Below are 25,008 nucleotides of genomic sequence, written 5' to 3' on the forward strand. Positions count from 1 at the left end.
GGAATCGGAACCCCATCCTTAGACCATTCATAAGTGAAATCAGGATCAGTAACACTAGTGGTTAATATTTTTACATCACTGGGACAAAAGGATTGTGGTGAAGGTTCATTAATACGTACTGTTGTATCATTAAAATCAATAACACCTATACTTGCACGATTAAAAGCGAAATTTCTCGTACAGTCACCAAAATCAATTTCAACAAAATATCTACCTGATCGATTTACATTTTCTAAGGTAGCTCCAGACTCTCCAACGATTACATCTGCATCTTCAATACTAGTATTATTAATATCTGTGTTAAAATACCAAATGTACCTGGAAAAATCTGCAGGCATAATAGTTAACGTTGCTGAATCACCATCGCACAAAGCTACAGAGTTTGCACCAACAACAGGGCCATTTAGAGTAAAGCTATTAGACGAAGAATCAAAATAATAAATAGGGATGTTTTCTTGTACTGTACTTAAAATAGAACTTGCAGGTACATTAACTCGTAAGCCATAATTTTCGCCTTGTAAATCTGTGGGAATAGCAAAAGAAGGAAATTCGATGTCTCCCCCAGGAGGAATACCTATTGGCGTAGTAAATCGTGTTAAAACTCTTGTAGCATCATTAGAAAAAACACCATTCTCATCGGATAATTCTAAAACAAATTCTGTACCTGTAGCAAATAAAATGTTTGCCTTAGCTATAGCTTCCCGATTAGGTTCTTTCTGATCGACACAAAGCTTTTGTATTAGAAGAGGTGTTCCTTCTAAAGTAAAAATTGGAGGATCAATTTGAGCTTCTGCTCTTAACGATGAGAGCAGGATAATAGTAGCAATTAATGATAATAAATTGTATTTTTTTATCATAATATCACATTTATGATTAATATGATTAAATAATATTAGAATAATTACAGGTTTGTATACAGAAAATAATGAAGTGCATTTCCTGATTTTTAAAGCACTAGCAGATAGTATTGTAAAACATACAATAACAAAGACTATTCATGGTTTTAGATTTTAAGATTATTCCTACAAATTTATAAGGAAATTTTTCTTCCAAAAACTATGAAGTGTTAATTTTGTGTTATTTAACAATCTATAATTAACTGAATATCAATCAATTAGTCTAATGTATTGTTTTTTATAACAAACACATTATGAGTATCTTAGTCCTCAAATAGTAGGTTAAAAAAACATGTATTTGATCAATCAAAGTGATAATAATAAAAGCATTTTTGCAACTATGATATCATAAGAAATCTAACTATAAAAAATGATAGATTTACACTCACATATAATACTAAAATGAATATTTAGGCATTAAAAAACCCTCATTGAGTAGTCAATGAGGGTTTTTAATATTTTATAAAGAAAAACTATTCTTTTGTTTCAGTAGTGGTAGTATCTCCTCCATTTAATTCCGTAAGAATCTTATCTGTAAGGTTTAATTCTTCTTTACCATACAGGATATTACTGGTTTCTGTATCTCCGTAGATATAAGTATATCCATTTTTCTTACCATAATCCTCTATAAAACTCTTCACTTTGCCTATAATAGAGTCTATCTCTGCTTGACTTCCTTGCTGAATCTCTTGCATTTTAGCCTGCTGCTCTCTTTGTAAACCTTGTTGTTTAACCATTAGCTCTTGCTCTTTCTTTTCTCTATTGGCAGCAGACATAGATTTCATAATATTTTTATATCCTTCTACCTCAATCTGAAATTGTTTTGCCTTTTCTTCAAGCTCTGCACGCACTTCATTATTACGTTTAGTCCATTTTTCTTGCGCTGCTTTCATCTCTTTAAAATCAGAAACAACTTTGGTGTTATTTACATAACCCGTTTTTTCTATTTGTTGATTACAAGAAGCTAAAATTAATAATGCACTTGCAACCCATACTATTTTTCTCATTTTTCAAAAATTTAATTCTGAGCAAAAATATCAAAGTTCATGCGATGTTATTCATTATATAGTCGTAAAAAATCATATATAAAAAAAAACAATTGTTTTAATATTTTTAATATAAAAAAACTATTAAAAACAAACAAAAATAAAGCGCTCTAAGCACTTTTTAAAAAAAAGAGGTATAAATAGATATGGTTTACCTTAAAAAGAGGAAAAAAGCGTCTAAAAATAAAAATTAGTCGTTTTTAAGAACATAAATATGTGAAGAATACTCACGAGATCGTTTTGCTTTAAGATTAGAACGTAATCCAATCCAAAAAGCATTTAAAAAGTTCATTTTACCTCTTTTATATTTTTCTGATAAAAGTGATACATAAAATGAATCAAATTTCATTGGGAGTACTTTTTCTAGCTTTAAATTTTCTTCCTCAAAAAGTTTTTGGATAGAAGTTTTAGAAAAATGCCAAAGATGTCTGGGTACATCATATGCCGCCCAAAAAGAATTATACTGTTTTGCATCATAGGATTTAAAATTTGGAACAGCTATAATTACAAATCCATTTGGTTTTAAAAGGCGTTTTAATTCTCTAATTTGAAATTGTAAATCTGGTATATGTTCTAGAACATGCCACATTGTAATAACATCAAAACTTTTTGAATTCAAATTCACCGTTTCTGATTTTAAATCAACTCCTTTTTGTTTTGCTAATTCTTTTGCTTGATTATTTGGTTCTACTCCTTCGATTCTCCAACCTTTATTTTTTGCAGCACTCAAAAAATCACCTGTTCCTGCCCCAATATCTAAAAGTACACCTACTTGTTGATTTAATGTAGAAATAAGTTTAACCTTTTTGTTTAAAGAATATGTTTTGACCAAATGGTATAGTTTTTCAAAAAGAGATCGTTTTGAATCTGTATGAGAAATATAATCTTCGCTCTCATAATATTTACCCAATTGGTTTTCATCTGGTTTTGGAGAAGTAACCAACATATCATATTCTTTATCATAAAGCAACTGAAACTTTTCTCCAGAAACCGTATGATCTTTACATTCGATAAAAAAATCTAAGGTTTTTTGTTTATTCATTTATATAGATAGAAAAATTTAAAATAATGGTTCTTTGTTTATATTGTTTTTAATATCAACCAAAAATGACCTGGTTTTATTATAAAACAATGATTTTGTAGAAAGGCAATTATTACCATTAGCATCTACAATAATAATTTTTACAAAAGTTTCAGTTTTTCCTATGTGGTCTTCTGGGTTATCTCTATTAATTAAAAGAGGTGTATAATCTGTATATTTTTCTCTGTCCACATCAAAACTTATTTTGACATTAAATCTCGTGTCAAAATCATCAAATAGTTTTGTGTCAAAATCTGATAAATTTTGATCCTTTGTTAAACCAAACTGTTTTCGCAATGAACGCTTCGCTTCTTCTGGATACATGTTGGGTTTAAAAAGAAATGATTCTTCATTGAACATGTTCTCGGTTTCAATTCTAAAATTATCAATCTGTCTTACTTTGTGTGTTGTGATACACGAATAAAACGAGAATAAAGTAAAAAATAATATAAAAGTATTTTTCATCAACAAATTTCTTGTGTTTTGAAATTAGAAAAACTCATAAACATCTTCTAACAAAAAATGTTCCACGTGGAACTATTCTTTAGATCTGTCATAAATTTCTACTCCCAAAAGCTCACTTAACTCATTAGCCTTTTCGGAAGCTTTATCATACTTTTCTGTTTTATAAAGTGTAAAATTCTTATTTCCGGTAAAAAAACGTACTACAATTTTAGGAGATCTTTCTTTTGTTCCAATTGCACTAACAGCACCCCACTCGTTATCTAAACTAAAAGAAGTTGAAAAAACCGAAATGTAATCTGGATATTCTAAATTGAGCTTTATTTTAAAAACAGGAAAACCGAAAACCGAAAAAAGTTTTTGATTATCAAAGTCTCCACTAATTTTATAAGAAACAGAATATCCAAATATAATTAAAGACGAAAGTAAAAAGAGCAATCTAGATAAAATTGACTCTTCTGTATAAAAAAGAAATGACACAGAAACCATCAAAAATACAACAGAAAGAATTCTTACTTTTAAAGGTTTTTCTTGTTTACAAAACACACTATCCATTACCTACCCATATAAACTAAAAGCACAGAAATATCACTTGGCGATACTCCACTAATTCGCGATGCTTGAGAAACGGTTGCCGGTTTAATTTTAGACATTTTCTCTCTTGCTTCAAAAGATAATGATTTCAGTTTTGTGTAATCAAAATTCTTAGGAATTTTTACATCCTCAAGCCGGTTTAATTTATCTGCATTGTTTTTTTCTTTTTCGATATAGCCAGAATATTTAACCTGGATCTCTGTTTGCTCTAAAACTTCTTTATCCAAATTATTCTCCTCTATATAAGTAGAAACTTTTTTAAAGTGTCTTATATCATCCAAAGTAATCTGAGGTCGAGAAAATAATTTAAACATTTTTCCGCTCTGGTTGATCGGTGATGTTTTCTTTTCTTCTAAAACAGGATTTGCTTCTTCTGGAGAAACACTTGTGTCTTTAAAAAACTGAACAAAAGCACTTGCTTTTTTTTCCTTCTCTTCCATTCTTCTCATTCGATCATCTGAAGCTAATCCAATCTCATGAGATTTTGGTGTAAGTCTAAAATCTGCATTATCTTGCCTTAATAAGGTTCTATACTCTGCACGTGAAGTAAACATTCTGTAAGGCTCTTCTGTTCCTTTGGTTATAAGATCATCTATTAAAACGCCTATATATGCTTCGCTTCTTTTAAGAATAAAAGATTGTTTTTCTTTTACTTTTAGAGCTGCATTTATTCCTGCCATTAATCCTTGAGATGCTGCTTCTTCATATCCTGTTGTTCCATTAATTTGTCCAGCAAAAAACAATCCTGAAATCAATTTTGTTTCTAAAGTATGCGTTAATTGAGTTGGAGGAAAGTAATCATATTCTATAGCATATCCTGGTCTAAAAAATTTCACATTTTCAAAACCTGCCACAGACTTCAAGGCTTTAAATTGAACATCTTCTGGCAACGATGTAGAGAATCCATTTACATAAACCTCTACGGTATTCCATCCTTCAGGTTCAACAAACAATTGATGTCTTTCTTTATCAGCAAATCTATTAATCTTATCTTCTATAGACGGGCAATACCTAGGTCCAATACTTTTAATTCTACCATTAAACATTGGAGATCGATCAAAACCTTCTCGTAATAGATCATGTACCTCTAAAGAAGTATAAGTCATATGACATGATCTTTGTTTAGTAAGTGGTGTCGTTAAATTTGTATAGCTAAATTTTTCAGGATTATCATCTCCCGGTTGCTCAATCATTTTAGAATAATCCAAAGATCTTCCATCTACTCTTGGAGGAGTTCCTGTTTTCATTCTACCGGCATCAAAACCAAAATTAATCAACTGTTCTGTTATACCAGTTGCCGCTTTTTCACCAGCTCTACCACCACCAAATTGTTTTTCTCCAATATGAATTAATCCATTCAAAAATGTTCCATTTGTTAGCACAACAGTCTTCGCCTTTATTTCTAATCCTAAAGAAGTTTGAACTCCTTTTATTTTTCCATCCTCGACTAAAAGCCCGCTCACCATCTCCTGATAAAAATCCAAATTAGGGGTTTGTTCTAACAACAATCTCCACTCTTCAGCAAAACGCATTCTGTCACTTTGAACTCTTGGACTCCACATTGCAGGTCCTTTTGACTTATTCAACATTTTAAACTGTATCGCAGTACGATCACTCACGATTCCACTGTATCCACCAAGTGCATCTATCTCTCTTACGATTTGCCCTTTTGCAATTCCTCCCATAGCAGGATTACAACTCATTTGCGCAATGTTTTGCAAATTCATTGTAATAAGCAAAGTGCTACATCCTAAATTGGCAGCTGACGCTGCCGCCTCACTTCCGGCATGACCTGCACCCACCACTATAACATCATACTCCTTATCAAACATAATTTCTATTCAATTGTTCCACGTGGAACACCATTTTATTATTCAAAAAAACAGTTGTTCCACGTGGAACAACTGTTGCTTTATTACCACTTATTCTACACTAATGTTCCACGTGGAACATTAGTAGTTTTTCATTTTCCTTTTGTCTCATAAGCTTTTTCTCTTTTTCCAGCTTATCCTTATAACCGCAAAAATGCAATATACCATGTATCAAAACCCTTCTCATTTCTTCCTCAACAGAAACCATAAATTCCTTTGCATTCTCTGCTACTCTTTCTTCAGAAATAAATATATCACCATTCAATTGATTACCCATTGTGTTATCAAAACTTATAATATCAGTGAATGTATCATGATTCAAAAAATCTTGATTAATTTTAAGTAGATACTCATCATCACATAAGATAAAATTTATCTCTCCTTCTATCTTGTTCTCTGACGAAATAACAGCACTAATCCAAGAAGATAATGCAGTCTCATTTGGTAGCTCTATATTTGTCTCGTAAAAAAAATTAATCATTATCTTTCTTGAAATACTCTTGTACCTTTTGCTTATAATTTTGTCGCAAAGGTAATACTTGTCTGTTTAATATTTCAGTAGTATTAAAATATTGTTTTGCCTTCTCTAATTGCTGTGAGTTTTGATTGCCAAACTGTACTTGATTTGTTTTGCTTTCTCTTTTTTCTTCTTCACCTTGTTCTAAAGTAGCATCTTCTAGTTTCAATAACTCATGTTTTAAATTAAGCATTTTTGACAATGTCCTTTCATTAAATCCTTTTTCCAACAGTTCCTGCTCAACCTCTTCCATTTTACGCAACAAACTACTTCCTATCTTATTGCCTTTTCCTTCTTTTCTTATCTTATCCTGTAAAGCATTTCTAAGCTGTTGCTGTTGTTTATATATTTCATATAATTCACCATTCATATCTTCTTTCTGCATCTGCGATTCTCCTTCTCCATTTTTATCATTACCATCCTTTTTATTGCCTTCTTTCCCTCCCTTTTCATTTCCTTGTTTACCACTACCTTTATTTTCTTTACCTTGTTTTTCTCCTTTTTTGCCTCCTTTTTGTTCTCCTTCCTTATCGCCTTTCTTCTTTCCTTTTTCTGCCCCCTCTTCCATCTTCTTATTTAATTCTTCTTGTTTCTTTATAATGTCTGGTAATTGAAATTCGTTAGAGCCACTTTTACCTTTGCTTCCTGATGCTGACATGCTGTTTTGCATCTGATCCAAAGTTCTGCTTAGCAAATATGCTAAATCATTCGAGCCAGTAACGGTATACTGTTGATTAGCCGAACCCTGAACAACTTGGTTTTCTGCCAACCTCTCTAATGATTTATCTATATTAAATTCTATATCAGTTAATTTTTGTGTTACCACTTCAGTTATCTGCGGAGTACGTAACGCTAAAGCATAAAGACTATCATCTATGTGTATAAAATTCTCTCTTAATATACTTTGCTTTCTTAGCTTAGAAGAATAGCTTGGGTTATTAATATCTATACCCCTAAACTTCTTCATTAAACCTTCTTGTCCAATAGAAAAATCAACCAGATTGTCTAAAATCTGTCTTAACATCTCCATATCTTCTTGCTGCTGTTCTCCTCCCGCCATTTGCATTTGCATCATCATACCATTGCTCATCTGTTTCATTTTCTGAGCAGCACTTTTCTGGTTCTTCTTAGCATCTGATTTATTTTCTTTTTCCAGATTTTCACTTGCCTTTTGTTGTTCTTTTTTTATTTCATTTTCATCATCCTTTTTCTGATCTAGGCTCATTGGCTTTTTTAAATCCTCATTTTCCTTCCTAAGTTTTTCCATTTCCTTTTGGAAATTTTCAAACTCTTTATTCAATTCTTCCTGTTTTTCTTTTGTGTTTTCCTCTTCTTTTTTCTCAGACAATTCTTCTTGTCTTTTGGATAAATCTTCTAACTCTTTAACCAATTTTTCGTGTTTTTCTATTACATAATACCGTTTGGTTAATTCTAATAATTGTTCCAGGTTTTTCTTCAAGCTTTTATTTTCTTTACCTAGCTCTTCTAGTTTTTTTGTTAGTTCTTCCTTTTTAATTTTATCTGCTAAACGTTCAATTTCTTCCAGCAGTTTTTCGTTCTTTTTTAGTTTTTCCTCGTTTCTTTCTAGCCTTTCTTTTAATGCATCTTTAAAAGGTTCTTCTTTTTCTTTATTCTCTAACTGATCAAGATTATCTTTTAATTTTTTAGAAAAATCCTGCATCATTTTCTCCTGCTCTTTTTGTCTTTTCAAAAAATCCTCAAGTTTTTTCTTGTCATTAAAATCTAAATTCTTTTTCTCTTTTTGCGTTTTACTCAAACTTTTTAATTCCTGTTCCTGCTCCTTAAACTTGTCTAATGACTTATTCAATCCAGAAATTGTTTCATTCTGTTTTTTTAATAAATCATCTTCTCTCTCTTCTTTTGTGAGCTGTCTAAAATTGAACACCTGGCTTTTTGTACTCTTATAATTATGAATTACATCGTTATCAAAAACCTCAAAATAAAACTCATAATTATGCCCTTCTATTAAATCAATTCCAGCCGGAAAAGCATAAATAAATTCATCAAAAACAGCTTTATTAATTGCTATATTTTTAATCTTAATATCGGATGCATTATCCTGGTCGTAATATACCAATCGCAGTTTATTTAATCCATAGTCATCACTTATTCTACCGAAGAAATAAATGGTTTGATTATCTACAGAATCTTTTTCAGATTTTAAATTCAACTCTGGATATTGATCTTTAATCACATTAAGATTAAACGCCAAATTATCATAATCTTTTACATTCTGGTTAGACGTAGTGATTTGGTAATCCAAATTAGAATACACCTGTTTTTGATAAGAAAAATCTGTTCCATTTTTTGCCAAAGGAATAACAGAATCCTTAGTTTTTAATTCTACCTTATCTGTGTTTCTTGTGTAAACAACCCAATTAACTTTTGTTCCTTCTGGAATAGTTGCATTACCCGAACTTTTTAGAATTTCATCTACTTTCTTAGTATAACTCGGATAGTCCAATTTCATTTCAAAATTAAGTAAAGCTGGAATCGGAACCACTGATAAACGATATGGTATCGAATTTACTTCGTTCGCACTTATAACAAATTCTAAAGATTCTTTTGGTTGAATAAATCTATATTCAAACTCACCCAAGCCTACATTTTTTAAAAAATAAATTTCATCATTATATGTAATTGTAGCATTATCAGGAACTATATCACCAGCTGTTTTTACCTTAAGAACAAAATCCTTATTTTCAAAAGCGTTTAAATTTTTATTAACTATAAAAAATTGAAAAGGTGCAGGTGGCTCGTAAGCAACTTCATAATTTACCACTCTTTTATAACTATCAGAAATCCAACCTGTTTTATTAAAAAGAAATAATAGTAGGAATATAGCTACAGGAATTGCCGCATATTTAAGATATTTAGCATTCTTTTGTAAGTTAATAGCTAGCTTAAAAGGGATCGGCTTTAGTTCATTTGACTTCTGTTCTATACTTGCTAGCAACAAAGCAGATGAATTTTCGTTTTCACTTAATTGTAACAGGTTTAAAAGTCTATCACTTACTTCGGGGAAATGATTTCCAATTATACCAGATGCTTTTTCATAATCAATTCCTCTTGTAAGCTTAAATAGTTTAGCAATTGGTACTAGTATAAACTTAACAAACAGACCAAACTCTACTGCAATAAACAGCCAAAACAATATAGTTCTTCCTAGTGTACTAAGCCACAAAAAATTCTCAACAAGCAGTGTTATTAAAAAATATAGAACACCAATAGCGAAAAAAAGAATAATACCTTTTATAAGTTCATTGACATAATATTTTCTTGTAAACTGCTCTAACTTGCTTTTTATGAACTGAAAATTATCCATATTTTATACCTTCCTTTTTCATTAACCACTAAATCTACAATTTTATTTTTAATAGAATTGTTATATTTATGATAATTCAATCGTCTAGAATATAAGTTGTTATGAAAGATCTTAAATATATTTGTGCATACACAATACCTTTTATGGCAATTATTGGTATTTGGTTACAAGGAATTTATACCTATCTAACACCTATATACGCCTTTGGATTGATTCCTATACTAGAATTATTTACAAATTCATCAACTAAAAACTTAGACGATAAACACAAAATATTACAATCCAAAAAAAAGATATTCGACTGGATGCTTTATATCAACTTGCCTATCGTTTATGGTATTTTACTCCTCGGAGTTTTTACCAGTACTACATCTAATCTAGATACTTATGAAATTATAGGTATCATTATTTCATTAGGTATTGTTTTGGGATCTAATGGAATAAATGTCGGACACGAATTAGGTCATCGGTATACAAAAGAAAGATATATTGGCAAAGCTCTTCTTCTCCCATCCCTGTATATGCATTTTTATATAGAGCATAATTTTGGTCATCACTTAAACGTGGCTACTAAAGAAGATCCCGCCACAGCTAGATATAATCAACCCGTCTACTTTTTCTGGATAACTTCGACTATACGGCAATACATAAATGCCTGGAAAATACAATTCAAATTGCTAAAACAAAATAATCAAGCTTTCCTCTCTGTAAAAAATGATATGCTTTGCTATTTTGTTATTACTCTTTTATATCTAACAATACTTACATATTTCTTTGGTTTTTTAGGATTGCTAGTTGCATTTTTAAGTGGAGTTACAGGCTTCTTATTGCTTGAAACTATTAACTATATCGAGCATTATGGTTTAGTGAGAAGAAAAACCAGCTCTGGTCGCTATGAACGTGTAAGAGAAATTCATTCATGGAATTCGAACCATACTTTGGGAAGAATTATGTTGTATGAACTAACACGACATAGTGATCATCATCACAGAGCATCAAAAAAATATCAAATTTTAGACCATCATGACAAAAGCCCTCAATTACCTTTTGGTTATCCTACATCTATGGTATTATCATTACTCCCTCCCCTATGGTTTTTGATTATGAATAAACGCGTTCCACGTGAAATGAAAAGTATTTAAAAAGGTAATAAGAATTTCATCGCTTATCCCGAAAAATCATTTCCATAGCATATTTAAGATTGTATCTTTGCTATTTATTTATAAGACTTTTTAAAGTTTAAAAAACACAATCATGACAAAAGACATTAGGGTACGATTTGCACCAAGTCCTACCGGACCCTTACATATAGGGGGTGTGAGAACTGCATTATTTAATTATCTCTTCGCCAAGCAACATAATGGAACCTTTGTTCTTAGAATAGAAGACACCGATCAAAACAGATACGTTCCTGGAGCTGAAGATTATATTAAAGAAGCGCTCGATTGGTGTAGTATTCCATTCGATGAAGGACCCGGAAAAGATGGAGGATTTGGCCCATATAGACAAAGTGAACGTAAACATTTATACAAGCAATATGCGGATCAATTAATAAAAGATGGCCACGCATATTTTGCTTTTGATACTACAGAAGCTCTTGATGGTCATAGAAAAGATCACGAAGCTAATGGTAAGACATTTATTTATAATTGGCATAATAGAGAAAAACTTACTAATTCTTTATCCTTATCTGAAGATGAAGTATCTGCAAAAATTAACTCTGGAGAACCCTACGTTATTAGGTTTAAATCTCCTAAAGATGAGATTTTAAAATTTACAGATGAAATTCGTGGAGACATAAGTATAGACACTAATATTCTAGATGATAAAATCTTATTTAAAAGTGATGGGATGCCTACATATCATCTTGCCAATATTGTAGATGATCACTTAATGAAAATTACACATGTGATTCGAGGAGAAGAATGGTTACCATCCTTAGCTCTTCATGTTCTTTTGTATCGTTCATTTAATTGGGAAGCTCCAAGTTTTGCACATTTACCTCTCATTCTTAAACCTGTAGGTAAAGGGAAACTAAGCAAAAGAGATGGTGATAAAATGGGATTTCCGGTATTCCCGTTGCAATGGGTAGATCCAAAAAGTCAAAGTATCTCTTCTGGATATCGTGAAGATGGTTACTTACCCGAAGCTGTTGTTAATATGCTTGCCTTTTTAGGGTGGAATCCAGGTACAGAACAAGAATTATTTTCTTTACAGGAGTTAATTAAAGAATTTGACTTAAAACGCGTTAATAAAGCAGGTGCCAAATTCGATCCAGAAAAAACCAAATGGTTTCAACAACAACAGTTACAAAAAATCGATAGTACTATATTGTCTCAACAATTTGAAGACATTTTATCTAAAAAAAACATTTCTACAACCTTAGATCTTAATGTTATTATAGATACAATAAAAGAACGGGCTACATTCACCAAAGATTTTTGGGACCTTAGTCATTTTTATTTTTTATCACCCAGTGAATATGACGAAAAAGCCATTAAAAAAGCCTGGAAACAAGATACGCCAGGTTTAATGCACGAGTTAACAAGAATATTAAATGACATTTCGGATTTCTCGGAAGATAATGTTTCAACCATTGTAAAAGGGTGGATTACAGGAAAAGAAATTGGTTTTGGTAAAATCATGATGCCACTTCGTATAGCTTTAGTAGGCTCACTTCAAGGGCCCGATTTATTTCAAATTGCATCTATGATTGGTAAAAAAGAAACCATAAAAAGAATAGAAAACGCCATTGAGAAAAACTAGAAAAAATACAGGTCACTATTGATATGAAGTAGTGACCTGTATATATTACCAGTTACTTTTAATAATCGAACTTTTCTAATGTTCCATCCAAATTATAAACGAAAGTAAAATCAGTTCCTCCATTTTCTGGTTTTAATTGAATAAAATAATTCATCTTTGACTTGTCTCCATCATCAGGTGCCATGATAGAAGCAATACTTAAAACAGCTGCACTAATATCTTTCTCTTCTTTAAGTTTTTTTATAGAACTTTCTATAAGTTCTCCCAGTTTACTTAAGTCTACTTCTTCATTTAAATTAAACATAAAATCTTGAGCCTTACCGCCAGATAATTCGAGAGTAACATCTGCTGTTTGCGACCATGAGCTGTTACTAAAATTCCAACTCCCCATTTTTAATGATGACGGATCTTTAGTTACTGTTGTAGTAATTATTGTTCCTACTTGCTTAACATATGTAATTGATAATTCGGTATAAAAAGCATCATCTCCAAATTTATTTTTTAAGTTCTCCTCTACTCCTTTAAATCCTTTTGCATCGAACGAAAGCTTACTGTTACAAGAAGAAATAAGAGTTGTTATTAATACTACAAGTAATAATTTTTTTATTTTTTTCATTATTTTACCTTTTTAAATTAAAGGGTGCTAACATACCAGAATCATAAAACAAATTAGTATTCTAAAAAAAGATTGTGATGATTATGCCCAAAAAAGTGACGGTTTACTTATCTATAATTCTTTTCTCCGAAAATGTAACATATATCAAAATTACTATACTGATATAGTAACTGCACTAAAACTATTCAACTATGGGGAAACAATATAAAGTTATACGTATATCAGAAAATTGGTCTTCAGAAAAACTTAGAGAAAAGGTAGAAAACGCTATGAATAAGTTCTCTAAAGAAGGCTGGGAAGTTGTAGATATTTCTTTTTTAGCAAATACATATATCGCTATGATAACAATTTCAAAATAACAATCAATCATTTACAATTTATTAGTACATTGATTTTCAGAAAAACTTTTAACTCTTAATATATAAAACAATGGGGCTATATTTAATTCCAATAGTAATTCTCGGATTTATCATTCTGTTTTCAGGGATATTTACTGTAAAACAACAAACCTCTGCAGTGGTTGAGCGATTTGGTAAGTTTTTAAGTATAAGAAACTCAGGATTACATTTTAAAATTCCGATTTTTGATAGAATCGCTGGGCGAATCAATCTAAAAATCCAACAGCTTGATGTTCTTGTTGAAACCAAAACAAAAGATGATGTATTTGTACGTCTTAAAATCTCTGTTCAATTTCAGGTAATTAAAGAAAAAGTATATGATGCTTTTTATAAATTAGAAAATCCACATGATCAAATTACATCTTATGTTTTTGATGTGGTTCGTGCCGAAGTACCAAAAATGAAACTAGACGATGTTTTTGAACGTAAAGATGATATTGCTATAGCAGTAAAACAAGAACTTAATGAGGCAATGGTAAATTATGGATACGATATCATTAAAACGCTGGTAACCGATATTGATCCGGATATGCAAGTTAAAGAAGCGATGAACAGGATTAATGCTGCCGAACGTGAAAAAGTTGCCGCAGAATATGAAGCTGAAGCTGAAAGAATTAAAATTGTGGCAAAAGCGCGTGCCGAAGCTGAAAGTAAAAGATTACAAGGGCAAGGTATTGCAGATCAACGTAGAGAAATTGCCAGAGGTCTAGAAGAGAGTGTTGATGTTTTAAATAATGTAGGTATTAATTCTCAGGAAGCTTCTGCATTAATTGTAGTAACACAACATTATGATACTTTACAATCTATTGGAGAGGAAACCAATAGTAATTTAATTTTACTACCTAATTCTCCACAAGCGGGAAGTGATATGTTAAATAATATGATTGCATCATTTACTGCTTCAAATCAAATAGGAGAAGAAATGAAAAAACAAAATGCTAAAAAAGGCCTTGGCAAAAAACCAGACAACAAGTAATAAGAATATAATTTTAATTCCCAAACCCGATCATAAAATTTGATCGGGTTTGTTTTTTTCTACAATGATTTAAAATTATTGCTATTTTTCTAAAAAACTTAAAATAACGCGTTTTTATACAACCAACACATAAAAGTGATAATATTATATTACCTCTTTTTTTTCTCCTCTTATATCATTTTATATTAAGCTATTTTTAATAAGAAAAATTAATGATTTCTTAAAAACTATAAAAATTACTTATACCACAAAAAATTATTATCTTTATAAAAAATTTTCCCCCATGAAAAATTACTTATTTATTTTCCTTCTTATTTCCGGAAGTGTTTTTTGTCAAAACATGACTACACTAAAAGAATTTGCATTACGAGATGCAAAAGCAACTTCTAAAGCATCAATGGATAGAAATTTAAGTACCATACTCAAATATACTCATCCAGAAGTTTACAAAGCGTATGGGGAAAAACAACTAATGGATACTATGGATGAAATTTACAGAACCATGGATGCTCAAAAAATAAAAATCCTTAGTTCTGAAGTAGATGAAGTAACAGAGATAAAAAAAGAAAACAGAGAATATCATTGTTTAGTTAAAAACACAGTGAAAATGGACTTTAATGGTAGATTAATTACCTTAAAAAGTTCATTATTTGGTTTTTATAACAAGAAAAAATCTCAATGGTATTTTGTAGAATCTAATAAACTTCTTGATGATCCACAAACCAAAAAGCTCTTCCCAAATTTTAAAACAGATATCGAAATTCCTTTAGATGAGCACATTGCAGATAATTAAAAATTAAAAAACTTATAGACACAAAACATTTTCTGTATCTACAAGTTTTTCCTTTATATATCATAGTCAGAAGCCACTTTTTGGGCTTCTAATTGCAATAATTCATTCTTATCCTCAAGAGCTTTGGTAACAAAATCTTTTGCTAACTGATCAGGTTGAATTCCTTTATTTCTAAGGATTTCGCTCAAGGCAATCATGGTAGCAATACGAGTTCCTGCTTTTTTTACAGCTGTTTCATAAAGAGGTACAAGCTCTTCTATTTCTACAGTTTTGGCAGCTTCTATAATTTTGATTTTAAGCCCTTCTCTTTTAATATCTGGTACATTTGTATACTTCTTCCCTGCTCTTTTTATTTCTTCGATTGGAAGTATCGCTTTTTGCTGATTCTGAGGTTGTTTTTTAATATTTTGATTTGTAGGAACTGGTTTTACCTTTGCCCACGTATCTCGTAAACCAACTGTTTTGTTAAATACCAAAGCACCAGGGGCACTATCAATATCCACATTAAAATACCCCAATCTTTGAAACTGAAACTGGTCTAATGGTTTAACATCCTTTAGACTAGGTTCTATATAACCTGTTATTATTTTTAAAGAATCTGGGTTTAAAAACTCAACAAAATCTTTGTCTTTATGACTATCTGGAGCTTCATCATTAAATAATCGATCATAAATCCTAACTTCTGAAGGAATAGCATGACTTATTGATACCCAATGTAACGTACCTTTTACATTACGTTTTGATTCTTCGGTACCACTTCCCGACTTGCTCTTTGGATCATATGTACATTGGATTTCTGTAATATTTCCTTCGGCATCTTTTATCACCCGTTCTCCTTTGATGATATATGCATTTTTAAGGCGTACCTCTTTTCCTAAAGTCAACCTAAAAAACTTTCTACCTGCCTCTTCTTTAAAATCTTCTCTTTCAATATATAATTCGCCAGAAAATGGTATTTTTCTAGAACCCGCAGCTTCATCTTCTGGATTGTTTTCTGCTTCTAACCACTCTTCTTCTCCTTTTGGGTAATTGGTAATAACAAGCTTAACAGGGTCCAAAACTGCCATTACTCTTGGTGCTGTTTTATTAAGATCTTCTCGTACACAGAACTCTAATAATGATACATCAATTACATTTTCACGTTTTGCAACACCAACAGTTTCGACAAACTTTCGTATTGATGCCGGAGTATATCCACGTCTTCTTAATGCCGAGATTGTAGGCATCCTGGGGTCATCCCATCCAGATACTACTCCTTCTTCTACAAGCTTGAGTAATTTACGCTTACTCATGATCGTATAACTTAAATTAAGTCTTGCAAACTCTCTTTGTTTTGGACGTATATTGGTACTATATACTTGATCAAGGAACCAGTCATACAATTTTCTATGTGGCTTAAATTCTAAGGAACATAAAGAATGTGAGATGTTTTCTATATAATCACTTTCGCCATGTGTCCAGTCATACATTGGATAAATACACCAATCATCACCGGTTCTATGATGTGATTTTTTTAATATTCTATACATCAAAGGATCTCGCATTAGCATATTTGGGTCTGCCATATCGATCTTTGCTCTCACTACATGATCGCCTTCATCAAACTTACCTTCTTTCATTTTCTGAAAAAGCTCTAAATTTTCTTCAACAGAACGATCTCTGTATGGACTATTGGTTCCTGGTTCTGTGGTAGTTCCTTTTTGAGAAGCAATAGTTTCTGCAGATTGAGAATCTACATAGGCTTTACCATCTTTAATAAGTTCAACAGTCCAATTGTATAACTGCTGAAAATAGTCAGACGAATAACATTCTTTATCCCATTGATATCCTAACCATGTTATATCTTCTTTAATTGCATCTACATATTCCTGTTCTTCTTTGGCAGGATTAGTATCATCAAAACGTAGGTTTACCGGTGCATTATACTTAAGACCAAGACCAAAACTAATACCTATTGCTTTGGTATGTCCTATATGCAAATACCCATTGGGCTCTGGAGGGAAACGAAAACGTAAATTTTCTTTACTCATTCCGGTTGTAAGGTCCTCCTCTACAATATGCTCTATAAAATTAAGCGGTTTTTTTTCTTCTGACATCTGTAATCTAATAAAACACAAAACTACAAATTCTAATCCTGCCTTGCTATTGTATAAAAATCTTTAATGCAATTATTTTATTAATATCAAAATTCATTAGAAAAGGGGTATTCTCCCTACTCAAATCATAAAGATTCTTTTTACATTTGCTTAAAAACCCCGTGGGACTAATAAAGTTAAAAAATATCAAGGTTTATGCTTATCATGGATGCCTTGTCGAAGAGAAAAAAATAGGATCGGATTACAGAGTAGATCTAAAGATTAAGGCCGATTTATCAAAATCTGCAATATCTGATCGTTTAGCAGAAACTGTAGATTATGTTCATCTTAATCATATTGTAAAAGAAGAGATGGCTATTCGTTCTAAATTATTAGAACATGCCGCAGAGCGAATTTTAGTTCGTATATTAGATGAATTACCATTGGTTGATAAAGTTGTTGTAGATGTTTCTAAAATTAACCCACCTATTGGTGGAAATGTAGAAATGGTTACTATCACAAGAAGCAAAAACCGATAACTATAGTGTTAAAATTGTATGAAAAGCGTTTTATTGTAAAATCATTTAAGAAGTAATCATAAATTTTTTTACATTTGCCTTCCAACCAAAAATTGGGTGTCGTGGCCGAGTGGCTAGGCAGTGGTCTGCAACACCATCTACAGCGGTTCGAATCCGCTCGACACCTCAAAAATCCTGTACTTACGTGCAGGATTTTTTATTTAAATCTGGATTCTGGTGTTATTTTTTCAATTTCGTCCTGAATTCGTTTCTCCATTGTATCTGGTAAAACACCTTTTAAAATAAGAAATACACCAAATACAATCATAATAATACTAATGACCCTTTTGATAATATAGGTTCTTTTTGGAGTTAATTTTCTCTTCAATCTCTTTGCTAGCAACATTTTAAAGAAATCAATAAAAAGATATGTACCTAAAACTATTGTAAAAAAACGTAGAATTCTATTGGTATTCATATCTAACTGTGGTCCTATAACAATAATAACACTTAACCAAAATCCCAATACTCCAATATTTATAAAATTGAGCAAAAAACCTTTTATAAATAACATAAAGTAGTTATGCTTATTGATAATTTCTACCGTAGTATCTCTAAGTTTATTATAGTTTTTTCTTTCCTGAATAAAAGAAATTACACCATAAGTAGATAATAACATCCCTCCAAATATAAATAAGGCAGGATCATCTTTTATTTTTTCTAAAATCTGATTGGTACTAAAATAAGCGATAAGAATAAATACTATATCTGCAAAGATAACTCCTAAATCTACAGCTAAAGCTGCTCTAAACCCTTTAATAGCTGCTGTTTCCAGAAGTACAAAAAAAACGGGTCCAATTAGAAAGGCTAATAAAAAACCTAATGGTATAGCTGCTTGAGCATCTTGAAGCATAGGGTCTAAGCGTATTTATTACAAAGTTAAAAACTACTTAGTTAACTTCAACAATTTTTCCGCCTAAAAATTTTTTAGTATCCTTTTGTTTCGGATCTCCATAAATCCTTATACTCCCTCCTGCATTAGTATTTGCTTTGATATAATCTTTAGCATTTACTTCTGCTACTCCGCCAGCACTAATTTTTACTTGTGTTCTTTTTGTTTCAAGTTCACTACCAAAATACTTTCCTCCAGAATTAATAACGACTTCCTGTTCTTTAGCTATACCTTCTAAATGTACTTCTCCGCCTGTGACTGCTTTAATAAATAATGTTTCTGTTTCAGCTTTTGCTTGTATAACTGCTCCTTCCTGAGCTCTAAGATCCAGTTTATTTCTGTTAAGAACATCTTTTACTTCTACTGTTGATCCTTCATTAGCATCAATTTTTCTAAGCTCTTCATAATGAACTAAAACTTCGGTATTACTTTTATCCCACAGATTATCCAAAGACATTCTAATTTTTAAAATAAGACCTTCTTGAATAATTTCTACATCGTATCTTTTATAACCAGTGATTATAACTTTATGTTTATCACTTTTAACAAGAGTTACTTTTATTTTATCAAAAACTTTTACTTCTGTAAAATAATCTAGATTTTTAGTTTTAACGTCTTCTTGAGCTTGCCCTAATGCAACCCATAAAAACATAAAAAGAAATATCAATTTTTTCATCGCCCTGTTTTTAAGATTTATATTTCAACTCTGATCTTACAAAAAATAAACGACACTAATTTTTTGATTATTCTATTTCTTCCTTGTTTCCTAACAAGGTAAAATCTAAGTGTCGTTTTATCAGATCAGCATTTTTTACTTTTACATATACCTCATCTCCTAATTGGTATACTTTTTTGGTTTGTTCTCCTATAATGGCATATTCATCTTGATCAAAAACATAGTGATCATCACTCATGTCTCGTAGACGAATCATACCTTCGCATTTATTATTAATTATTTCTACATAAATCCCCCACTCGGTAACTCCAGAGATGACTCCCAAAAACTGTTCATCTTCGTGATCTTTCATAAATTTTATCTGCATAAACTTTATAGAATCACGTTCTGCACTGGCAGCTAGATTTTCCATACTGCTACTATGATTACATTTTTCTTCATATTCATCTTCTGCAACAGATTTTCCTTTATCTAAATAATGCTGTAACAAACGGTGTGCCATAACATCTGGATATCTTCGTATTGGCGAAGTAAAATGTGAATAATAATCAAATGCTAATCCATAATGACCAATATTATGAGTAGTATATTCTGCCTTACTCATACTACGTATAGCTAAAGTATCAACTAAATTTTGTTCTTTTTTACCTTGAACATCTTTTAATAATCCATTTAATGATTTGGTAGTTGTCTTTCGATCTCTAAGATCTAATTTATATCCAAATCTTCCAATAATATTTTGTAGTGCAGCTAATTTTTCGTCATTAGGTTCATCATGAACCCGATAAATAAATGTTTTTTTAGGATTTTGCTTTCCTATGAATTCTGCGACCTTTTTATTAGCTAATAACATAAATTCCTCAATAAGTTTATTAGCGTCTTTAGAAGTCTTAAAAAACACTCCTACGGGTTCGTTATTTTCGTTTAGACTAAATTTCACTTCTACTTTATCAAAAGAAATAGCTCCTTCACCCATTCGTTTACCTCGCATAACTTTGGCAAGCTCATCTAATTTAAGTATTGCATCGGCTATTTTTTGATCAGCCTTATACTCTTTTCTGGTAAGTGAGATCTCTACAGGAATTACATTATCACGAGTTTCTATAATATGCTGTGCTTCTTCATATGCAAATCTTGCATCAGAATAGGTTACTGTTCTTCCAAACCATTGGTTTTTAATTTCTGCTTTATTATTTAATTCAAACACTGCAGAAAATGTATATTTCTCTTCGTTTGGTCTTAATGAACAGGCATTATTAGATAAAACCTCGGGTAACATAGGTACTACTCTATCTACCAGATATACAGATGTTGCTCTTTCATAAGCTTCATCATCAAGTATTGTTCCTGGTTTTACATAATGTGATACATCTGCAATATGAATTCCGATTTCGTAATTACCATTTTCTAAAACCTGAAATGATAATGCATCATCAAAGTCCTTGGCATCTTTAGGATCAATAGTAAACGTAAGAATTTTTCTCATATCCCTACGACTCTTGATTTCTGATTCCTGAATAGATGTATCTAAAGTATTAGCATAATTCTCTACCTCCTCAGGAAACTCATAGGGCAAACCATACTGAGCCAAAATAGCATGTATCTCGGTATTGTGTTCTCCTGGTTTTCCTAATACTTTAATTATTTTTCCAAAAGGTGAATCTGCTTTTTCTGGCCAGTCTTCTAGTTTTACTAAGACCTTATCTCCGTTCTCTGCATCGGCTATTTTATTCTTAGGAATAAAAATATCGGTATACATTTTGCCATCTTGCATATTTACAAAGGCATAATTTTTTTGAATATCTATTACACCAACAAACTCACTCCTTTTACGAGAAATAATTCTAGAAATCTCCCCTTCACTCTTTCCTCTTCGTTTTCTACGATACACATAAACTTCTACCTCATCTCCATTCAGTGCTTTATTAAGATTATTATTTGGGACAAAAATATCATCTTCAAGATCTTTTACAATTACATATCCTGTACCTTTTGAAGTGATTTCTAAAATACCTGTATAGGTATTAATATTAGGTATGATTTTAAATTTCCCTCTATCTACCTCTTCTATCTGTTTTTTAGCAGCGAGCTGAGATAATTTTTTTATAATCTGGTTTCTACTACTTGCATCATCTACTCCTAGTTTTGATGCAATTTGCTTATAATTAAAACTTTTATTTGATTCAGCTTTTAATATTTTGAGTATTTCCTGGGTAATATTTTCTATTTTTGGTGACTTCTTTTTTCTTCTTCTACTCTTTCTTTTCATTAATGTCTATTCTATATATTTATGATAAAAGTACAGCTTATCTTTTAACATCTATAATTTTAACTTTAAACTTTTATTAATACTTAAATCATATTATCATCAAATAGCTCTAAAATCCATTATCTGTAAATCAAGATATTACATCAAAAAAAAGTAAATAATTACAGCTATTTTTCTTAAAATTTACTTAATTTTAGTACACTAGGATTCGATTTTATTCGTTTAGTATTTAATTCGATATGCACAAAATCAAAAAAATACATAAGATCATATTACTCTTCATACTCATATTTCTATTGGGCATATATGCGTTTACCCTATACATTAATAATACAATAGATCATAAACAAGATACTTTAGAAGGCTCAGAAATAAATAGTTCTGTAAAAACAGATCGTGAAGCCAGTCAAATCAATTAACCTTTTACTATAAAAAATTATTTATCAATCTAGGAGAAATTGATATTCATTTTAATTAGTATCAATTTGATTGTTACGCTTATTTTGTATCTTGTAGAAATAAGATTATCAAGGAATAATTTTAAGAAATGAAAGATTTTATTACTATTAAAACATATACATATCCTTTTGAGTATGCTATACTTAAACTACTTCTAGATCAAGAAGGTATTTCTTATTTCTTCGAAAATGAAACAATGGTCGGTGTTTTTCCTTTCTACTCAAACGCACTGGGAGGTATTAATTTAAAAGTTCATCAAAAAGACAAAAACAAAGTACTTCAGATCATAAGTGATCTCAACACTAATTCTCATCTTAGAATTGTATAATCTAGTATTCATATTTTCTTTATAGTTTTCAACATATATTAAATATATCTTTTTCTTTTTTTTAAATTTAAAATTAATAATGATGATTATAATATAGTGTGGATAGCGGTATAACTTTTTTAAGTTTTATTTGTTTTTTAAGTTAAACTGAATTTTGAAAAATATATGAACAGGATATCATTATTCTAATTGCTTGAAAATGTTCTAAAAATGAAATTTAATTAACAACTGTTAATAGTTAATCAACAGCTTAATTTTTTAATATTATTACGGCAAAACCGTAGTTTATAACATTAACTTAATACTTGAAAACTTAGCCAAAAAAAGAGAGTTTAAAATTTTGATTTCTTACTACTATACTTGTATTCTAATAAAAATCAAAACCACCAAAAAAACTTTATGAATTTTAAGAACTGTTTATTCACACTCAGTGTTAACAGAAGGTTATGAGTTATTAACATTACCGTAATATTGGGTTAAATTATTGGTTTTTTGGAGTTTACTTTTTTTAGATTAAATTATCTTTGCTTAACTAATGAAACGAACAAAAAAATGAAAATAGCTATTGGAAATGATCACGCAGGAACTGAATACAAATTTGCAATTGCAGAATATTTAGAATCTGAAGGTATTGAAATTACTAACTACGGCACTAATGAAAACAATAGTGTTGATTATCCTGATTTTGTACATCCTGTAGCAAAAGATGTAAATACTGAAAAAGTTAGTTTTGGGATTTTGGTTTGCGGAAGCGGAAATGGTGTTGCTATGACAGCTAATAAATACAGTAATGTTAGGGCTGGACTTTGCTGGACAAAAGAAATTACAGAATTAACCAGACTTCATAATGATGCTAATATCATATGTATTCCTGCAAGATTTACATCTCTACCTCAAGCTGTTGAAATGGTAAAAACATTCTTAGCAACAAAATTTGAAGGAGGCAGACATTTAAACAGAGTACATAAGATACCAATGTGTATTTAGCCTATGGTAAAAATTCACGCTCATAATCATTCATATTCTCATGATAAACTTACTGGGCGTAATTTGTTATTTTCTATTCTCTTAAATATTGGAATTACAGCTGCCCAGGTAGTTGGTGGTTTGATTTCTGGTAGTCTTTCTCTATTATCAGATGCATTACATAATTTTAGTGATGTACTTTCTTTGATAGTTAGCTTTTTTGCTAATCGATTAGCAAAAAGAGAAGCTTCTATTAAAAGAACTTTTGGTTTCAAAAGAGCAGAAATCATGGCAGCGTTTATAAATGCTATTTCATTAGTTATAATAGCATTTATTCTTGTGTTTGAAGCCATAGAGCGATTACTAAATCCACAGGAAATAAGTGCACGTGTTGTAATTATTCTTTCTGTAGTAGCAATTTTTGGAAATGGACTAAGCGTTTTGCTTTTAAGAAGAGATAGTAAGGTAAATATGAATATGAGGTCGGCATATTTGCACTTGGTAACAGACTTAATGGCATCTTTTGCAGTTTTGATAGGGGGATTGTTAATGAAATTTTATAAACTATTTTGGGTAGATAGCCTGTTAACTTTTGTAATTGCAATCTATCTGATTATTGTAGGTTATGATCTCTTAAAAAAATCATTCAAAGTATTAATGTTGTATACTCCCGATACTATTGAGTTAAAAAAAATAGTAAGAGTAATTAATGCTTTACCAAAAGTTAAAAGTATACATCACATACATGTGTGGCAACTTAACGAAGAAGAAACACATTTAGAAGCGCATGTAGATTTTGATAGTGATATTTTGGTTTCAGAATTTGGAGAAATACTCAACACTATTGAAAACATACTTCATAAAGAATTTAAAATCAACCATGTTACGCTACAGCCAGAATATGGAAATAAGGATAATAAAGATATTATTGTACAGGATTAAAAAATATGGATATCAAATTTAAAGTTAAACGTTTTGACGAGCTCTCTGCATTAGAAGTATATAAAATTTTGCGCTTACGCGCAGAGGTCTTTATAGTAGAACAGGAGTGTATCTATCAAGATATTGATGATAAAGATCAAAAAGCACTTCATGTAATAGGATACAAAAATGAAGAAATTGTTGCTTATACACGATTATTCGATGCAGGTGATTATTTTAAGGATACTAGCTTTGGAAGAGTGGTCATACCTAAAAAAGAAAGGCAATATGGATATGGTCACAAACTAATTAAAGAATGTGTAAATGCTATAGAAACATTTTTTAAAACTAAAGCAATTAAAATATCTGCCCAGACATATTTAAAAAAATTCTATGAAACACACGGTTTTACGCAAATAGGAGAGGAGTACCTCGAAGATGGTATTCCTCATATTGGTATGATTAAAGAATAAAAAAAGACT

Annotated in this window: 22 protein-coding genes, 1 tRNA gene and 1 pseudogene; 11 read left to right on the forward strand and 13 right to left on the reverse strand. The window is 30.7% G+C overall.

Annotated elements, in window-relative coordinates; all coding sequences use genetic code 11:
* The 8 genes and pseudogenes from Z053_RS0116615 to Z053_RS0116650 form a co-directional block, all read right to left on the reverse strand.
* Positions 1-857: pseudogene (locus Z053_RS0116615) on the reverse strand (hypothetical protein); the annotation flags it as partial.
* Between the two features lie 512 nt (positions 858-1,369).
* A complete protein-coding gene (locus Z053_RS0116620; RefSeq protein WP_025666118.1) occupies positions 1,370-1,903 on the reverse strand; it encodes an OmpH family outer membrane protein in 534 nt (177 codons plus the stop codon).
* Positions 1,904-2,132: 229 nt separating this feature from the next.
* Positions 2,133-2,984 (reverse strand): class I SAM-dependent methyltransferase, encoded by an 852-nt coding sequence (locus Z053_RS0116625; RefSeq protein ID WP_025666119.1) that lies wholly within the window; start codon positions 2,982-2,984, stop codon positions 2,133-2,135.
* Positions 2,985-3,002: 18 nt separating this feature from the next.
* On the reverse strand, positions 3,003-3,488 hold the full coding sequence (locus Z053_RS0116630; RefSeq protein WP_025666120.1) for a hypothetical protein: 486 nt from the start codon (positions 3,486-3,488) through the stop codon (positions 3,003-3,005).
* A gap of 72 nt (positions 3,489-3,560) precedes the next feature.
* The gene (locus Z053_RS0116635; protein WP_025666121.1) at positions 3,561-4,040 is read right to left on the reverse strand and encodes a hypothetical protein; all 480 of its coding nucleotides are present in this window, start codon (positions 4,038-4,040) and stop codon (positions 3,561-3,563) included.
* Positions 4,040-5,911 carry a tRNA uridine-5-carboxymethylaminomethyl(34) synthesis enzyme MnmG gene (mnmG, locus tag Z053_RS0116640; protein WP_025666122.1) on the reverse strand — a complete coding sequence of 624 codons (1,872 nt, stop codon included), beginning with the start codon at positions 5,909-5,911 and terminating at the stop codon, positions 4,040-4,042. The genes Z053_RS0116635 and mnmG overlap by 1 nt, the downstream gene beginning before the upstream one ends.
* A gap of 100 nt (positions 5,912-6,011) precedes the next feature.
* The gene (gene ybeY, locus Z053_RS0116645) at positions 6,012-6,431 is read right to left on the reverse strand and encodes an rRNA maturation RNase YbeY (protein WP_025666123.1); all 420 of its coding nucleotides are present in this window, start codon (positions 6,429-6,431) and stop codon (positions 6,012-6,014) included.
* A complete protein-coding gene (locus Z053_RS0116650; protein WP_025666124.1) occupies positions 6,424-9,813 on the reverse strand; it encodes a DUF4175 family protein in 3,390 nt (1,129 codons plus the stop codon). The genes ybeY and Z053_RS0116650 overlap by 8 nt, the downstream gene beginning before the upstream one ends.
* Positions 9,814-9,914: 101 nt before the next feature.
* Here Z053_RS0116650 and Z053_RS0116655 point away from each other — a divergent pair, with 101 nt between their 5' ends.
* Entirely contained in the window at positions 9,915-10,955 is a 1,041-nt protein-coding gene (locus Z053_RS0116655) for an alkane 1-monooxygenase (RefSeq protein ID WP_025666125.1), read from the forward strand.
* A 112-nt stretch (positions 10,956-11,067) separates the two neighbouring features.
* On the forward strand, positions 11,068-12,579 hold the full coding sequence (gltX, locus tag Z053_RS0116660; RefSeq protein ID WP_025666126.1) for a glutamate--tRNA ligase: 1,512 nt from the start codon (positions 11,068-11,070) through the stop codon (positions 12,577-12,579).
* A 58-nt stretch (positions 12,580-12,637) separates the two neighbouring features.
* Here the strand turns inward: gltX and Z053_RS0116665 are convergent, their stop codons facing one another.
* Complete coding sequence (locus tag Z053_RS0116665) at positions 12,638-13,195, reverse strand: hypothetical protein (RefSeq protein ID WP_025666127.1); 558 nt, start codon at positions 13,193-13,195, stop codon at positions 12,638-12,640.
* A 191-nt stretch (positions 13,196-13,386) separates the two neighbouring features.
* On the opposite strand from Z053_RS0116665, the gene Z053_RS30730 reads away from it, so the two are divergent.
* The 3 genes from Z053_RS30730 (at position 13,387) to Z053_RS0116680 (ending at position 15,362) form a co-directional block, all read left to right on the forward strand.
* Complete coding sequence (locus tag Z053_RS30730) at positions 13,387-13,554, forward strand: DUF4177 domain-containing protein (RefSeq protein WP_081748282.1); 168 nt, start codon at positions 13,387-13,389, stop codon at positions 13,552-13,554.
* A 70-nt stretch (positions 13,555-13,624) separates the two neighbouring features.
* Positions 13,625-14,569, forward strand: coding sequence for an SPFH domain-containing protein (locus Z053_RS0116675; protein ID WP_025666128.1), 945 nt, complete (start codon positions 13,625-13,627; stop codon positions 14,567-14,569).
* Between the two features lie 283 nt (positions 14,570-14,852).
* Entirely contained in the window at positions 14,853-15,362 is a 510-nt protein-coding gene (locus tag Z053_RS0116680; RefSeq protein ID WP_206539218.1) for a hypothetical protein, read from the forward strand.
* A 53-nt stretch (positions 15,363-15,415) separates the two neighbouring features.
* Here Z053_RS0116680 and Z053_RS0116685 read toward each other — a convergent pair whose 3' ends face one another.
* A complete protein-coding gene (locus Z053_RS0116685) occupies positions 15,416-17,458 on the reverse strand; it encodes a glutamine--tRNA ligase/YqeY domain fusion protein (protein WP_025666130.1) in 2,043 nt (680 codons plus the stop codon).
* A 161-nt stretch (positions 17,459-17,619) separates the two neighbouring features.
* Here Z053_RS0116685 and folB point away from each other — a divergent pair, with 161 nt between their 5' ends.
* Both folB and Z053_RS0116695 read left to right on the forward strand, forming a co-directional pair.
* Positions 17,620-17,976: a dihydroneopterin aldolase gene (folB, locus tag Z053_RS0116690; protein WP_025666131.1), complete on the forward strand. Its 357-nt coding sequence runs from the start codon at positions 17,620-17,622 to the stop codon at positions 17,974-17,976.
* Positions 17,977-18,071: 95 nt separating this feature from the next.
* A tRNA-Cys gene (locus tag Z053_RS0116695) sits at positions 18,072-18,142 on the forward strand.
* Between the two features lie 30 nt (positions 18,143-18,172).
* On the opposite strand, the gene Z053_RS0116700 is transcribed toward Z053_RS0116695, so the two are convergent.
* The 3 genes from Z053_RS0116700 to rnr all read right to left on the reverse strand — a co-directional run bounded on the left by Z053_RS0116700 (position 18,173) and on the right by rnr (position 21,852).
* Complete coding sequence (locus Z053_RS0116700; protein WP_025666132.1) at positions 18,173-18,868, reverse strand: LysE family translocator; 696 nt, start codon at positions 18,866-18,868, stop codon at positions 18,173-18,175.
* A gap of 37 nt (positions 18,869-18,905) precedes the next feature.
* On the reverse strand, positions 18,906-19,583 hold the full coding sequence (locus Z053_RS0116705) for a head GIN domain-containing protein (RefSeq protein WP_025666133.1): 678 nt from the start codon (positions 19,581-19,583) through the stop codon (positions 18,906-18,908).
* A gap of 67 nt (positions 19,584-19,650) precedes the next feature.
* Positions 19,651-21,852, reverse strand: coding sequence for a ribonuclease R (gene rnr, locus Z053_RS28785; protein WP_035096341.1), 2,202 nt, complete (start codon positions 21,850-21,852; stop codon positions 19,651-19,653).
* A 547-nt stretch (positions 21,853-22,399) separates the two neighbouring features.
* On the opposite strand from rnr, the gene Z053_RS0116715 reads away from it, so the two are divergent.
* The 4 genes from Z053_RS0116715 (at position 22,400) to Z053_RS0116730 (ending at position 24,999) form a co-directional block, all read left to right on the forward strand.
* Positions 22,400-22,639: a hypothetical protein gene (locus tag Z053_RS0116715; RefSeq protein ID WP_025666134.1), complete on the forward strand. Its 240-nt coding sequence runs from the start codon at positions 22,400-22,402 to the stop codon at positions 22,637-22,639.
* A 552-nt stretch (positions 22,640-23,191) separates the two neighbouring features.
* A complete protein-coding gene (rpiB, locus tag Z053_RS0116720) occupies positions 23,192-23,626 on the forward strand; it encodes a ribose 5-phosphate isomerase B (protein ID WP_025666135.1) in 435 nt (144 codons plus the stop codon).
* 3 nt (positions 23,627-23,629) lie between these two features.
* Entirely contained in the window at positions 23,630-24,547 is a 918-nt protein-coding gene (locus Z053_RS0116725) for a cation diffusion facilitator family transporter (protein ID WP_025666136.1), read from the forward strand.
* 5 nt (positions 24,548-24,552) lie between these two features.
* Positions 24,553-24,999, forward strand: coding sequence for a GNAT family N-acetyltransferase (locus Z053_RS0116730; protein ID WP_241459840.1), 447 nt, complete (start codon positions 24,553-24,555; stop codon positions 24,997-24,999).
* The last annotated feature ends 9 nt before the right edge of the window (positions 25,000-25,008 follow it).

This window comes from Aquimarina megaterium XH134 (assembly GCF_000520975.1).
In the GTDB taxonomy this organism is placed as follows: Bacteria; Bacteroidota; Bacteroidia; order Flavobacteriales; family Flavobacteriaceae; genus Aquimarina; species Aquimarina megaterium.